Raw genomic sequence first — 13371 nt, 5'->3', positions numbered from 1 at the left:
AGAGACATCCTCATGAGGAGAGGAAACGCATGCAAGACGATATCGGAACGCTCCTAAGGTCGTTCCTCAATAATGCCCTTCGCAAACAGCCTCAGCGTCGTATTCGGGATTTTGGCGGCTATGAGGTTGGCAAGCGCCGAAAGCTCGATGTCATCGAGCCGATCGCGCGAGATACGGCAGATTTTCTCTGCACCTATCTCCACATCAGGCTGCACGGCGAACCGGCGAGCAGGGAAGGCGTCGCCTCTGCCGTCGCCGCAGCCTTGAAGAATGTCTCCGATGAGTTCGCCTACAAGCTGACCTGGCACAATGACGAGGCATGGAGCACCGTTTGCAACTCGGTCGCGGAGTTTTTGGAAAGGTGCCTGCAGATCGAGCCGAAACCCTATGATGGCTCGCTGACGGCGCAATCGGACTATAACGGGTGGAAGAGCTGGGAGATGGTCATCAGCGGCGAGACGCCGAGGGGAAGATGGCGGCACTCCTGGAAGGAGAAGGCCGGCGACGATTTCATCGGGTTCCATGGCGATGTCTGCATGGGGCGGATCTTCAAGATCGATCTGACGGGGTCAGACGAGCGCTGGTACTGGCTGATCGCGGCCGACGGCAGCCCTCGACGCGGATGGCCGGCGGCGGGGTTTGAGGCGAGCGCCAGGAGTGCTGCCTGTCGGGTGGAGCGGATTTATTTTGCGCTGGTGGCGGGGACGGGGAGGACGGGGTGTGGGTGAAGGGAGGTGGTGTTCGCCGTGTTCGTAAATTTGCGGAGTGGGCACGGTCACTCGGCGCTGCGCTTGCCTCACCGCCCCGGCCGCCCAGTCTTCCCCTTCGTCCGTCCCTTGCGCTTCTGCTCGCCCGGATCCTCATAGCTCCCCACACCCGTCTTCCCGCGTACGACCGGACGCACGTCATCGCGCTCCGGCTGCCCCTCAAGCAACGGTGAAAACCGCTTCGTGGCCTTGGCGGCATCCGGCTTTTCCGGCACATGCCCGATGACTGGCTTTTCCGTTCGGCCGACAGTCATTTCGTCGAGGTCGTTCTTGCGGAACAGGCCCTTCTTGGCGGGTTCGGCGATGTCGCGGCCCATGTCGTCGAGGGCGGGTTTGCGGAAGAGCGGAGTGGCGGTGTCAGTGCCTGGGCCCATGTCGTCGATCGAGGGTTTGGCGAAGTAGGAGGTTCCACGCCCGCCCTCGTGGTTCGAGACGGCCCCCTGGGCCTCCTCACCATGAGGGCTGTTACTCGAGCGCGCTGCTTTGTTCTTACCATTGGGGCGGCCGCTTTTGCCCTCCATCGCCTTCGCTTCCTCGCGGGCCATCGGGTCGTCCATGGCGGCGAGTTCCACTGCCTTGAGGCGTTTAATTTCGTCGCGCAGGCGGGCGGCCTTTTCGAAGTCGAGGTCGGCGGCGGCGTCGCGCATGCTCTTTTCGAGGGCGTTGAGATGGGTCTGCAGGTTGTTGCCGACGAGGTTGCCGCCATCGGCGAAGCCCTTGCCGGAGACGCCTGATATATCGGCGCGGACGTGGTCGCGTTCGTAGACGCTGTCGAGGATGTCGGAGATCCTGGCCTTGACCGATTCCGGGGTGATGCCGTGCTCCTGGTTATAGATCATCTGCTTTTCGCGACGGCGGCTGGTTTCCTCCATCGCCCGCTTCATCGAGCCGGTGACCTGGTCGGCATAGAGAATGACCTTGCCGTCGACGTTACGCGCGGCACGACCAATGGTCTGGATCAGCGAGGTCTCGGAGCGCAGAAAACCTTCCTTGTCGGCGTCGAGGATGGCGACGAAGCCGCATTCGGGAATGTCGAGGCCTTCGCGCAAAAGGTTGATGCCGACCAGCACGTCGAAGGCACCGAGGCGCAGATCGCGGAGGATTTCGATGCGTTCAAGCGTGTCGATGTCGGAGTGCATGTAGCGGACGCGCACGCCCTGCTCATGCAGATATTCGGTCAGGTCCTCGGCCATGCGCTTGGTCAGCACGGTGCAGAGGGTGCGGTAACCCTTGGCGGATGTTTCGCGGATTTCGCCGAGTACGTCGTCGACCTGGCTGCGGGCCGCGCGGACCTCGACCGGCGGGTCGATCAGGCCGGTCGGGCGGATCACCTGTTCGGCGAAGACGCCGCCTGATTGCTCCATCTCCCAGCCGCCCGGTGTCGCCGAGACGGCGATGGTGTCGGGGCGCATGGCGTCCCATTCCTCGAAACGCAGCGGCCGGTTGTCCATGCAGGAGGGCAGGCGGAAGCCGTATTCGGCCAGCGTCGCCTTACGGCGGAAGTCGCCTCGGTACATGCCGCCGATCTGCGGCACGGTGACATGGCTTTCGTCGATGAAGACGAGGGCATTGTCGGGGATGTATTCGAACAGCGTCGGCGGCGGATCGCCGGGGTCGCGGCCGGTGAGATAACGGGAATAATTCTCGATGCCCTGGCAGGAGCCTGTGGCTTCGAGCATTTCGATATCGTAGCGGGTGCGCTGCTCCAGGCGCTGCGCCTCCAGCAGGCGGCCGGCCTTCTCCAGCTCGGTCAGGCGAAGCCTGAGCTCCTCCTTGATCGACTTGATGGCGCCGTTCAGCGTCGGGCGCGGAGTGACATAGTGCGAATTGGCGTAGATCTTCACCGATTTCAGGTCGCCGACCTTCTGGCCGGTCAGCGGGTCGAACTCGGTGATGGCGTCGATCTCGTCGCCGAACATCGAGATGCGCCAGGCGGCATCCTCCAAGTGGGCGGGGAAAATCTCGATCGTATCGCCGCGCACCCGAAAGCTACCACGGGTGAAATCCATGTCGCGGCGCTTATATTGCTGGGCGACGAGGTCGGCCAGCAGCTGGCGTTGGTCCAGCCGGTCGCCGACCGACATCTGGAAGGTCATCGCCGTATAGGTCTCGACCGAGCCGATACCGTAGATGCAGGAAACAGAGGCGACGATGATGCAGTCGTCGCGCTCGAGCAGCGAGCGCGTCGCCGAGTGGCGCATGCGGTCGATCTGCTCGTTGATCGAGCTTTCCTTCTCGATATAGGTGTCGGAGCGCGGCACGTAGGCTTCCGGCTGGTAATAATCGTAGTAGGAAACGAAATATTCCACCGCATTGTCGGGGAAGAAGTTCTTGAATTCGGAATAGAGCTGGGCGGCCAGCGTCTTGTTCGGCGCCAGGATGACGGCCGGGCGCTGCGTCGCCTCGATCACCTTGGCCATGGTGAAGGTCTTGCCCGAGCCGGTGACGCCGAGCAGCACCTGGCTGCGGTCGCCGTTCTCCAGCCCCTCGACGAGATCGCGGATGGCGGTCGGCTGGTCGCCGGCCGGCTCGTAATCCGACTGCATGCGGATCGTAATGCCGCCTTCGGATTTGTCGGGCCGGGCAGGGCGGTGCGGCGTCCAGATCTTGCCGTTCTTGTGCAGCGGATTGCCGCTCTCGATCAGCGCCGACAGCGCCTCGACGGTGGCGGTGACGGCGGTGCCGGCCTGCAACGACGAGGCTTCCTCCAGCGTCGTATCCATGCCGGAGACGGGGTTGAGGCCGGCGGCGGCGCGCGTCTTCGGGTCGGTGGAACCGCCCATCGAAGTTCCACGGGCGCTTTTTGAAGCGGCAATCTCCACCTTCTTGTTGACGCCGACGGCCTCCGAATGCTTGCGCGCCTCATTTTCCACCTTCTTGCGGTGCTTGCCCGCCTTTGAGGCGATTTCGCGCTGCGACTCGACGCCGGAGCTTTCGGCATCTGCCTCCAGCTGCTTTACCCAATCGGCGACGGAACCCGACAGCGGAGCGCCCTCGAAGGACGATTGCGGGGCTTCCTCGAAGCCATTCGGGGCGGGGGATTTCTTCGGAGATTTGGCCATGGCGGGAATATGGAGAGAGTTAGCGCGAAAGGGAAGAGGGAAAGAGTACAAAAGGGAAACGAATGAATCGTTCAGATTGGCGAATAATGTTGGGCGCGGAATGTTGGCAAAGAGGCTGCAATGAGGTTTTCCCGAGTACATAAATAAAAAGTCTGTGGTTGAAAAGCGGATCACCTCCCGCGCTGAGGGCGGCAATGTTACAGCTATTGCGGGAATCGGGGACCATTCATGAAAAAGATCATTATCGCATTCGCGGCGACCGCTGCACTGGCCAGTTGCGCCAAACGTCCTGACGCCATCGTGCAGGTCGATATTCCGATGGCGGCTTATACGAACCTTGGCTGCGAAGCTCTCGCTGTCGAACTGAAAAAGGAGAGAGCTAAGCTGGACGACTTGTCGAAGCAGCAGATCAGTGCGGCGAACGGCGATGCCTTCGGCGTCTTTCTCGTCGGCGTCCCAATCGGCAGCGTTGCGGGGGGAGACAAGGAAGGCGAGATTGCCGCGTCGAAAGGCAAGGTTTCCGCCATGCAGTCCGCTGGTATGAGCAAGGGCTGCAAGTTGCCCGCCTGACAACGGGCGGCCGCGGCTTCGTTGCCAGGGCACCTAGGGACGTGGCGCCGCTAAGCCGGCGCACCCGCATCGTCCTTCGGGGCCCCTGCGGGCCACCTCAGGATAAGGCTCTCTTGGGCGCCGGCGGTTATCTCAAGATCTCTCTTGAGCGCTGGCGCGGCATCCTCCAACGCTCCTCTTCCTGAGGTGCGCAGTCCATCGGACGGAGCCTCGAAGGACGCGCCGCAACGCTGCTTCTTGCATCCTTCCGATGTCGGCGTACCCGGCCTTTCAATAGTGATACCATCCGGGCGCACACTGGAACCGAGATCGGTCTTCCGCAGTTATTCCTGGTCAATTCAGCTTCAGGTGTTATTGCCATTAGCGACCATCCGTCCTTCTGGGGAAAACCGATTTCCATCGATCTTGAAATCGGCGAACGGCTGGTTCTCCGCTCGCCGCAGGATGCGCTTTATGCCCTCGTCTCGGACTGGCCGATCCATGGCGGCGTCCATCAGCAGAGAACGATTGATTTCTGCCGCGCCTGGCTTGCCGGGCGCATGCCGGCCGAGACGGTGAGGCAGGCCTTTATCCTTGCGGCGCTGGAAGCCGGCGTGCCGATCGATGATCATGAGGACGATGCCGGTCATGCGGTCGACAGCCGGTGACGCCAACGATATTTCTTGCCATGTATTGCAAATATTATTCCCGCTGTGTTTGTGGGAATAGGCAGCGTACATGCGCTCCGATTCTTTGGAGACTTTAAGAAATGAGAATAAAAGTCTTTGTTTGCGCTGCTCTGCTGGCGCTCGCCGGCTGCAACGCCCCGGTGTCGCAATCCGTGGCAGAGTCCCAGCGTCCGCCCTCAAATGAAGTCCGGCAGAACTTCATCAATATTGTGTTCAAGAGAAGCTATAGACACGAAGCAGGAGAAGTCGTCTGGGCGCGCATATCCAGCGTCGTTCTGCTCGATCCCGAAAAACAGATCTATGCTTACTGTGTCCGGGTGGTGCCGAAGCACAGCTGGGGAGACTGGGCCTATCTCGGGGTCTCGTTCACAGAGGGCAAAGTGCTGGGCGCAACGGCGAATGACGATCGATGCCGCGACAAGCGGCTGCGTTACTACCCGTTTCCTGAGATGAACGGCATGAAGACCTGACGAAAGAGACGAGGGCTCGGGCCGCGTCGCCGTTCCAGGCCTTGTTGACCGGCGGCGCGGCATGCCTCCAGCGTCGTGGTAGCGCCGCCATCCGGAAAGCTCGATCTATCGATTTTAATAGAGGAAGATCCAACTGAATGAAAAACAAATTCCTTGTCTGCGCCGCTCTGCTGGCGCTGACCGGCTGCCAAACGCCAGCGCCGCAGTCCGTTACAGATTCCCAGCGGCCGCCTTCCAGCGCAGTTCGACGCGAGTACATCGACGCTCTGCGGGGAACCATTAAACCGGGGAACTTCGTAAAGGCGGAGATTTCCAGCGTGGTTCTGCTGAATCCGGAAAAGCAGATATACGCTTATTGCACGCGCACGACGGAACGCAGCAATCCGAACTGGTCCTATATCGGCCTGGGCTTGCAACACAACATGATATTGTACCTGAAAAAGAACGACTATCGCTGCCATGATAAGCTGCTGCGTTATTATGATTTTCCGGAATTACGCAACATGAAGTACTGAGGAAGCGGCGGGGCGCTTGGCAGCCTCGCCGAGCACCTTTCGGGCGTCGTCAGAACCAGAGATCCCTTCGCTTGTTCCTGAGTTAACCCGCTTACAGTCGGTTCCCCCAGCAATCAAAGCGTGAAAAAAGAGGTGCGGTACTTCAGCCCTTCACCAGCACGCTTGCTTGCACCGGCTGTTCGATGCCCTTCAGCGCAAGCATGCGCGTTTCGGCGCCTGCTGCGAGGTCGGGAGCCTTCGTCGCCGTTTCCGCAGAGATCAGAATCTCGCCCGCCGCGGCTTGGGATTCAAGCCTGGCCGCCTGGTTGACGATGCCGCCGATCGCGGTGAAATCACTGCGGAAGCTCGAGAATTCGCCGATCTGCACCTCGCCGGAATGGATGCCGACGCCGACGCCGAGGGTGCGGCCGGGCAATGTGTCGAGCACCAGGCCGTTCAGCGCCGCGGCGCAGTTTCGCTGGATCTCCTGCGCGGCCCGGATCGCGGCGACGGCGTGATCGTTGCGGACGATCGGGAAATTGAAGATCGCCATCAGGCCGTCGCCCATCTGCTTGTTGACGATGCCGTCATGCGCCCAGATCGCCTGGGCGCAGCGATCCTGGAACAGGCTGACGATCTCGCTCAGTTGCACAGCCTCGATGCGCTCCGACAGATCCGTGAAGCCCCTGATATCGGCAAACAGGATGGTCGCGTCGACGGTGATCTGGCGCTGCTTCTTGACGTACTGAAAGGAACGTTCGCAGATCGTGCAGATATCGGGGTTCATCTTGCTGCGGGTGATGCCCAAGGCGCGGAACGGCAAGGCGAGCGGGCCGCCGATCGGGATCGGCATATGCATCTGGTCCCAGCAGCCGCGGCAGATCCTGGCGCTGCCGTGGCTGGTCTGCCGACTGGAAGAGGCTGTGGTCATATCGAACAATCCGTCGCCTTATAGCCAAAAAACAAGCTTCCGATACTCGCCTGCTTTTGGCAACTCTGCTGATAGTCGAAGGCTGCGATGGCTTGAAGTATTTCGTCTGGCGCCATTCTTATCGGACCGCTCGCCGCCAATTCGACTATTGCGCGGGTGCGACGATAGCATCGCGATGGGACCTACTATAGGATGTTGTTAACAATACCTTCGCTCTCCAGGAAAGACCGGGGATGGAGCGCCGTCTTGCAGCTATCCTAATCGCCGATGTCGTCGGTTACAGTCGATTGAGCCAGATCGACGAAGAGGTCACGCGTGCGCGTTTTCAGGCGGACCAGAATGATGTCTTCGAGCCGGCGATCGAGCGTCACCATGGCCGGCTGGTCAAAACCATGGGCGATGGTTCGCTGGTCGAATTCCAGAGCGTCGTCGATGCCTTGCGTTGCGCGGTGGAGGTCCAGCAGCGGAAAGCCACGCACAACGCCGTGGCCCTTCCGGAGCACGGGCTCGAGTTCCGGATCGGCATCCATCTCGGCGATATCATCGTCGAGGGCGAAGACATCCAGGGCGACGGCGTCATTGACGCGCTCCATCCAGCACCTGTTCACGCATCATCCGGACCGGCGCTGCGGCTGCGATCGGGGCAATGGGAATACGGTCACACTTGTTACTCCCACTGTTCGATTTCCGATGCGAGACTATGTCCGAACAACGCGCGATGAGCCGGGCTTCGAGGCGCGGGAATTCGCCCCAACGAGGAGATTGAGCCATGACTGCTTCAGCCGAAAATGGAAAGAGAGGACAGAGCATGCAGAGACCGGCGGTCGTGGCGCTGGAGGCTTGGGAGGCGGCGCGCGAGCAGATGCTGGTAAAGGAAAAGGCGCAGACCCGTGCGCGCGATGCGCTGGCCGCCGAGCGCCGGCGCATGCCGTGGATGGCGGTCGAAAAGGCCTATGCGTTCGAGGGACCCCAGGGCAAGGTCAGCCTGCCCGAACTGTTTGAGGGCCGTCGCCAGCTGATCGTCTACCGCGCCTTCTACGAGCCAGGCGTCTTCGGCTGGCCCGAGCATGCCTGCCGCGGCTGCTCGATGGTGGCCGATCAAGTGGCTCACGTCGCCCATCTCAACGCCCGCGATACGACGCTGGTATTTGCCTCACGCGCGCCGCAGGCCGACATCGCCCGGCTGAAAGCGCGGATGGGCTGGACGATACCATGGGTGACGATCACCGACAGTTTCGACAAGGATTTCGGCGTCGACGAGTGGCACGGCACCAACGTGTTCTACCGCGACGGCGAGCGCATCTTCCGCACCTATTTCATCAACAACCGCGGCGATGAGCAGATGGGCGGCACCTGGAACTACCTCGATATCACGCCACTCGGCCGCCAGGAAGTCTGGGAGGATTCGCCCGAGGGCTATCCTCAGACCCCGACCTACAAATGGTGGAACTGGAACGACGCTTATGTGCCAGACGCCGAGCCGGACAAGAAGTGGGTCGATGTCTCCGACGCCGGCGAGGCGGCGTTCCGGGCCGAAAGTGCAAATACGAAACCGTGAGCGAGGTCGAGTTGCGGCGGACCGGAGGCCAAGGGCTTCGGTCCGCCGCAAGGCGCTGTCAAATCATTGGATCTCCCGCCATGGGACGTTGCCTTGCCGGTCACGGTGGCGGGCAGGTGGGCCGCCGACTCGGCACAAATCCGCTTTCCGCCAGCATTCAGCAGCGCCACCATAAAAACACCTGACAGAAGAGCGCTCACTGCCGTATCGAGCCCGGTGCGGCTGGAACTTTTGCGCCTTCGTCCTCTGTGATGTGTTCCGGGCTGTCTCCTACGGCGAAGCGCCGTTGGACGGCATTCTGCTGCTGCAGTGGAGGATTAGCCAGCGGCGGCGTCTGATGTCCGAAAGAAATTCAATGCAGAGTGGAAACATTTTGGGTCGACGGCGTTGTACCCGTTACCGGCAGTGTGCCCGAGCACCCGGCTTTGGTGAGGAGGCTTAGCCATGAAGGTCATGATCGTTGAAGATGAGAATACTATTGCGTTGGAGCTCGAACGCATTGCGCAAGAGGCCGGGCACCAGACAATCGGGCCGGTTTCGACGGTTGAGCAAGCTCTCGCCTATGCTCAGAAAAGCGATGTGGCGCTGGTCGATCTCAACCTCTCCGACGGGCTGAGCGGCGCTCAGCTTGCCCGTCGGCTGATCGACCGCTTCGGCGTGGACGTTATTTTCGTGACCGGCAGTCCTGAGAGTGTCGGCAACGGTATCGCTGGAGCGTTCGATGTGATCTCCAAGCCTTTCTCCGAGGAAAGGATTGTCAGCGCGCTCTCGCGGGCAGAGGCGGCCCGACGCAAAGATTTCGACCGCAGCAGGGCAGCGATCTGATAAGAAGGAGATTGACGTCGTGCACGTCGCTGGACCTTCCAGGGAGATGATCCGGATGAAGCACACACTCGTTGCCATTCTCTTCACCCTCACGGCCTGCGCCAGCGCGCAAGACCCGCAGCCTCTTTCGGGTAGCCTCACCTATCGGGGAAAGGTCATTCATTCACCCTATCGTCCGGGAACTGTGGTCAAACATACCTTTCTCGGTCAATTCGGTTACCGTGTTTTCGAAAGCTATGTGGTTCAGCCGGACGGCACACTCAAGCTTACGTCCCAGAGCACAGGCCCGGACTTTCTCTGGCAGTGAGGGTGGCTTCGGCTCCAGTCGCGCCATCGCGCAGGAGGACCTTCGCGGCGAGTTTTCATCGCCCCGTCCGGCACGATCGCAAGCGGCGCATCAATTTCGCTCGCAGCTTTCGCTTTCATCCCTGCGAAATTGAATGTTGCGCTGCAGCAAAAATCTCGTCTATACCACGGACATTCACCACGGACCCGGTGAGACCCCGGGTGGCTCTTCTGGCCGCCGATCCGCCAGATAACGCAAAACCTGCATGTCGCGACACGACCGCTCGATAGAGCGAGCCCGGCCATGCTTTGCGAGACTCTATCCATGCTGCTTTCCTCCATCCGTCGTGATTGGTCCGCCAATCCCACGCGCGAAATGCTTGCCGGTGCGGTTGCGACTTTCGCCCTGATCCCCGAGGTCATCGCCTTTTCATTCGTGGCGGGGGTCGATCCCGAGGTCGGCCTGTTTGCCTCTTTCGTCATCGGCATCGTCATTGCGTTCACCGGCGGACGCCCGGCGATGATTTCGGCGGCGGCCGGGTCGGTCGCACTGGTCGCGGCACCGCTGGTGCATGCCCACGGCTTGCCCTATCTCTTCGCGGCCGGGCTGCTGGCGGGGCTGATGCAGATCGTGTTCGGCCTGCTGCGGCTCGGCGTGCTGATGCGCTTCGTGTCGAAATCCGTGCGCACCGGCTTTGTCAATGCGCTTGCCATCCTGATCTTTGCTGCGCAGATGCCGCACATCATCGGCGCCGGCTGGACGGAATATGCCGTGCTGAGTGCCGGGCTTGCGATCATCTATCTGACGCCGCGGATCACGACGGCGATCCCGTCGCCGTTGATCTGCGTTCTGATCCTGACCGTCGCCTCGATCGGGTTCGGACTTCCCGTTCTGACCGTCGCCGACCTCGGCAAACTGCCGGATTCGCTTCCGGTGTTCGGCTGGCCGGCGGTGCCGCTGACGCTGGAAACCCTCCGGATCATCGCCGGACCCGCACTTGCCATCGCCATGGTCGGGCTGCTGGAATCGATGATGACCGCGAGCGTCGTCGACGAGATCACGGATACGCCGAGTTCGAAGAACCGCGAATGCACCGGTCTTGGCCTTGCCAATGCAGCCGCGAGCCTATTCGGCGGCATTGCCGGCTGCGGCATGATCGGCCAGACGGTGAGCAACGTGAAATATGGCGGGCGCGGCCGGCTCTCGACGCTGTTTGCCGGGGCGTTTCTGCTGATCCTGATGGTGCTGCTGAAGCCGTGGGTCTCCGAGGTTCCGGTCGCCGCGCTGGTGGCGATCATGGTCATGGTATCGATCGACACTTTCGACTGGTCGTCGCTCAGAGCGGTCGTCGTTCATCCCCGGATGTCGAGCGCCGTCATGGTGGCGACCGTCGTCGTCACCGTCTTCACTGCCAACCTGGCGCTTGGGGTGACGGTCGGGGTGCTGCTCAGCGGCGTGTTCTTCACCTTCAAGGTCGCCCGCCTGCTGCGCATCGAGGTGGCGCCTGATCAAGCCGTCGGGCAACGCATCTACCGTGTGTCCGGCCAGGTGTTCTTTGCCTCCGCCGACGTCTTCGTCGAGGCCTTCGACGTTCAGGACGCGATCGGCAAGACCGTGCTGATCGACGTCTCCGAGGCGCATTTCTGGGACATCACCGCCGTTGCCGCACTCGACAAGGTCGTGCAGCGCTTCCGGGCGCATGGCATCGCTGTGGAGGTTGCCGGCCTCAACCAGGCCAGTTCGATGCTGATCGAAAGCCTCGATGGCAAGGTGGTGCTGGAGGGGGTGTGACGGGGCTACCGCTATATGATGGCGAAGTCGTCGCTGCCATCGGCTCCCGCGTTCAACCGTCTGGCGGCGAGTTCGATAAAGGTCTTGACCAGAGGCGGCAGGTGCCGGCTGCTCGGATAGACGACGTGCAGGCCGCCGACCGGGGTCGTGTAACCGTCGAGAACGCGGCACAGCCGCCCATCCCTGATGCAGGCATTGGCGACCCCATGGGGCAGTCGGGCGATGCCATAACCGGCGATCGCTGCGGCCATGACCGCCTGCATTTCATTGGCGGCAAAGCGCCCCGAGACCGAGACCGTTTCCTGTCCGTGCGGGCCTTCAAGCAGCCATTGCGCATGGGTGGATTGGCCGGCGATGACGCAGTGGTGGCGGGCGAGATCCGCCGGGCGATCGGGCGCGCCGCAGCGGGCGAGATAGTCGGGGCTCGCGCAGAGCAAGCGATGCGTCGAGCCGAGCTTGCGGGCGATCAGCGTCGAATCCTCCAGGATGCCGGTCCGGAAGGCGAGGTCTATGCCGTTTTCGACGAGATTCAGCCTGTCGTCGGTCAGCCGCAACTCGACCCTCGACTTCGGGTAGGTCGCCAGAAGATCGAAGATCGCATCCTGCAGGAAGTGGCCACCGAAGCCGACCGGCGCCGATATGCGGATCGTGCCGGCAGGCTCGGTTCTTGCTTCCGCAAGACGCAGGTTGGCGCCTTCGATCGTGCGGAGCGCCTGGCTGCTTTCCTCGTAATAGAGGCGGCCGGCATCCGTCGGGCTGAGGCTGCGGGTCGTGCGCTGCAGCAAGCGCACGCCGAGTTCGCGCTCGAGAGCGGCAATGCGTCGGCTGACGGTTGTCTTCGGCATGCCGAGCAGCCGCGCCGCGGCGGTGAAGCTGCCGGCCTCGATGACGCGGGCGAAGATCACGATATCGTTGAGGTCGAGCATTGTATCCTGATGTGGTACGATGTTTCTCAACTATAAGCCATTATGGTTCAATGCGACAGGCCCTAACTTTGCTCCGTCAGTCACAAACAAGGAGCAGACAGATGAGCAACATTAGAAGCGTTCTGGTCACCGGCGCCACCGGCCAGCAAGGCGGCGCGGTCGTGCGTGCGCTTATCGCGCGGGGACACCGCGTCAAGGCGATCTCGCGCAAGCCGGACGGCGACGGCGCAAAGCAGTTGGCTGCGGCAGGGGTCGAGGTCGTCGCCGGCGATCTGAATGACGGCGCATCCGTGGCGAAGGCTGCAAACGGCGTCGACACGATGTTCCTGATGGGCAACAGCTACGAGGCCGGGACGGAAGCGGAAACGCGCCAGGGCATCACCGTCGCCAATGCGGCGAAGGCCGCCGGAATCGGGCACCTGATCTATTCCTCCGTTGGCGATGCCGACAAGAAGACCGGCATTCCGCATTTCGACAGCAAGTACCTCGTCGAAAAGCATATCGCAGGCCTCGGCATTCCCTATACGATCAGCGCGCCCGTCGCCTTCATGGAAAATACCGTGGCGCCCTGGGCGATCGACGGGCTGCGCCAACGCGTCTATGCCGCGGCCCTGCCGCCAACCCGGCTGCTGCAGCAGGTCACCATCGACGACATCGGCGCTTTCGTCGCAGCACTGGCCGAGCGGCGCGAACAGGTATTCGGCAAGCGTTTCGATATTGCCGGCGACGAATTGTCCGGCGAGCAGCAGGCGAAGATCCTATCCGAGGCGCTCGATCGGCCGATTGCTTACCGCGAACTGCCGATCGCCGCGATGCGGCAGCAGAGCGAGGACGCGGCGCTGATGTTCGAATGGTTCAACCGCACCGGCTACGATGTCGACATCGCTGCCCTGCGCCGCGATTTCCCCGATGTCGGCTGGCACAGCTATGCCGATTGGGCGCGCGGCTTCGACTGGAGCGTTCTCGGCAAGGCATCCGCCTGATACACTCTCCGTCGTTCCCGGCTTGAACCGGGGACGACGG

General features: G+C 61.9%; 13 protein-coding genes, 1 pseudogene and 1 other annotated feature. Of the genes and pseudogenes, 11 read left to right on the top strand and 3 right to left on the bottom strand.

Annotation, left to right across the window (positions count from 1 at the left end):
- The first annotated feature begins 29 nt into the window (after positions 1 to 29).
- Complete coding sequence (locus J3O30_RS13800; RefSeq protein WP_207580872.1) at positions 30 to 728, top strand: hypothetical protein; 699 nt, start codon at positions 30 to 32, stop codon at positions 726 to 728.
- A gap of 68 nt (positions 729 to 796) precedes the next feature.
- Here the strand turns inward: J3O30_RS13800 and uvrB are convergent, their stop codons facing one another.
- Complete coding sequence (gene uvrB / locus J3O30_RS13795) at positions 797 to 3829, bottom strand: excinuclease ABC subunit UvrB (protein ID WP_207580871.1); 3033 nt, start codon at positions 3827 to 3829, stop codon at positions 797 to 799.
- 228 nt (positions 3830 to 4057) lie between these two features.
- Here uvrB and J3O30_RS13790 point away from each other — a divergent pair, with 228 nt between their 5' ends.
- The 4 genes from J3O30_RS13790 (at position 4058) to J3O30_RS13775 (ending at position 6052) form a co-directional block, all read left to right on the top strand.
- Entirely contained in the window at positions 4058 to 4399 is a 342-nt protein-coding gene (locus J3O30_RS13790; protein WP_207580870.1) for a hypothetical protein, read from the top strand.
- A gap of 197 nt (positions 4400 to 4596) precedes the next feature.
- Entirely contained in the window at positions 4597 to 5046 is a 450-nt protein-coding gene (locus J3O30_RS33735) for a DUF982 domain-containing protein (RefSeq protein WP_311043801.1), read from the top strand.
- A 101-nt stretch (positions 5047 to 5147) separates the two neighbouring features.
- On the top strand, positions 5148 to 5537 hold the full coding sequence (locus J3O30_RS13780) for a hypothetical protein (RefSeq protein ID WP_207580869.1): 390 nt from the start codon (positions 5148 to 5150) through the stop codon (positions 5535 to 5537).
- Between the two features lie 137 nt (positions 5538 to 5674).
- Positions 5675 to 6052, top strand: coding sequence for a hypothetical protein (locus J3O30_RS13775; protein ID WP_207580868.1), 378 nt, complete (start codon positions 5675 to 5677; stop codon positions 6050 to 6052).
- A 142-nt stretch (positions 6053 to 6194) separates the two neighbouring features.
- Here the strand turns inward: J3O30_RS13775 and J3O30_RS13770 are convergent, their stop codons facing one another.
- Complete coding sequence (locus J3O30_RS13770; RefSeq protein ID WP_207580867.1) at positions 6195 to 6962, bottom strand: adenylate/guanylate cyclase domain-containing protein; 768 nt, start codon at positions 6960 to 6962, stop codon at positions 6195 to 6197.
- 233 nt (positions 6963 to 7195) lie between these two features.
- Between J3O30_RS13770 and J3O30_RS13765 the strand changes: the two are divergent.
- The 5 genes and pseudogenes from J3O30_RS13765 to J3O30_RS13745 form a co-directional block, all read left to right on the top strand.
- Positions 7196 to 7540, top strand: a pseudogene (locus J3O30_RS13765) (adenylate/guanylate cyclase domain-containing protein); the annotation flags it as partial.
- A gap of 191 nt (positions 7541 to 7731) precedes the next feature.
- Positions 7732 to 8520, top strand: coding sequence for a DUF899 domain-containing protein (locus J3O30_RS13760; protein WP_207580866.1), 789 nt, complete (start codon positions 7732 to 7734; stop codon positions 8518 to 8520).
- A gap of 444 nt (positions 8521 to 8964) precedes the next feature.
- Positions 8965 to 9345 carry a response regulator gene (locus J3O30_RS13755; protein WP_207580865.1) on the top strand — a complete coding sequence of 127 codons (381 nt, stop codon included), beginning with the start codon at positions 8965 to 8967 and terminating at the stop codon, positions 9343 to 9345.
- A gap of 55 nt (positions 9346 to 9400) precedes the next feature.
- The gene (locus J3O30_RS13750) at positions 9401 to 9652 is read left to right on the top strand and encodes a hypothetical protein (protein WP_207580864.1); all 252 of its coding nucleotides are present in this window, start codon (positions 9401 to 9403) and stop codon (positions 9650 to 9652) included.
- Between the two features lie 178 nt (positions 9653 to 9830).
- Positions 9831 to 9886, top strand: a sequence feature (sul1 is cis-regulatory element that is thought to sense ions involved in sulfur or methionine metabolism; They are found in Alphaproteobacteria).
- Between the two features lie 69 nt (positions 9887 to 9955).
- Complete coding sequence (locus J3O30_RS13745) at positions 9956 to 11422, top strand: SulP family inorganic anion transporter (RefSeq protein WP_207580863.1); 1467 nt, start codon at positions 9956 to 9958, stop codon at positions 11420 to 11422.
- 11 nt (positions 11423 to 11433) lie between these two features.
- On the opposite strand, the gene J3O30_RS13740 is transcribed toward J3O30_RS13745, so the two are convergent.
- Complete coding sequence (locus tag J3O30_RS13740; RefSeq protein ID WP_207580862.1) at positions 11434 to 12348, bottom strand: LysR family transcriptional regulator; 915 nt, start codon at positions 12346 to 12348, stop codon at positions 11434 to 11436.
- 101 nt (positions 12349 to 12449) lie between these two features.
- Here J3O30_RS13740 and J3O30_RS13735 point away from each other — a divergent pair, with 101 nt between their 5' ends.
- Positions 12450 to 13331: an NmrA/HSCARG family protein gene (locus J3O30_RS13735; RefSeq protein ID WP_207580861.1), complete on the top strand. Its 882-nt coding sequence runs from the start codon at positions 12450 to 12452 to the stop codon at positions 13329 to 13331.
- Positions 13332 to 13371: the final 40 nt, after the last annotated feature.

It is taken from the genome of Rhizobium sp. NZLR1 (assembly GCF_017357385.1).
Taxonomy (GTDB): domain Bacteria; phylum Pseudomonadota; class Alphaproteobacteria; order Rhizobiales; family Rhizobiaceae; genus Rhizobium.
This window is presented reverse-complemented; position numbering and strand designations above follow the sequence as displayed.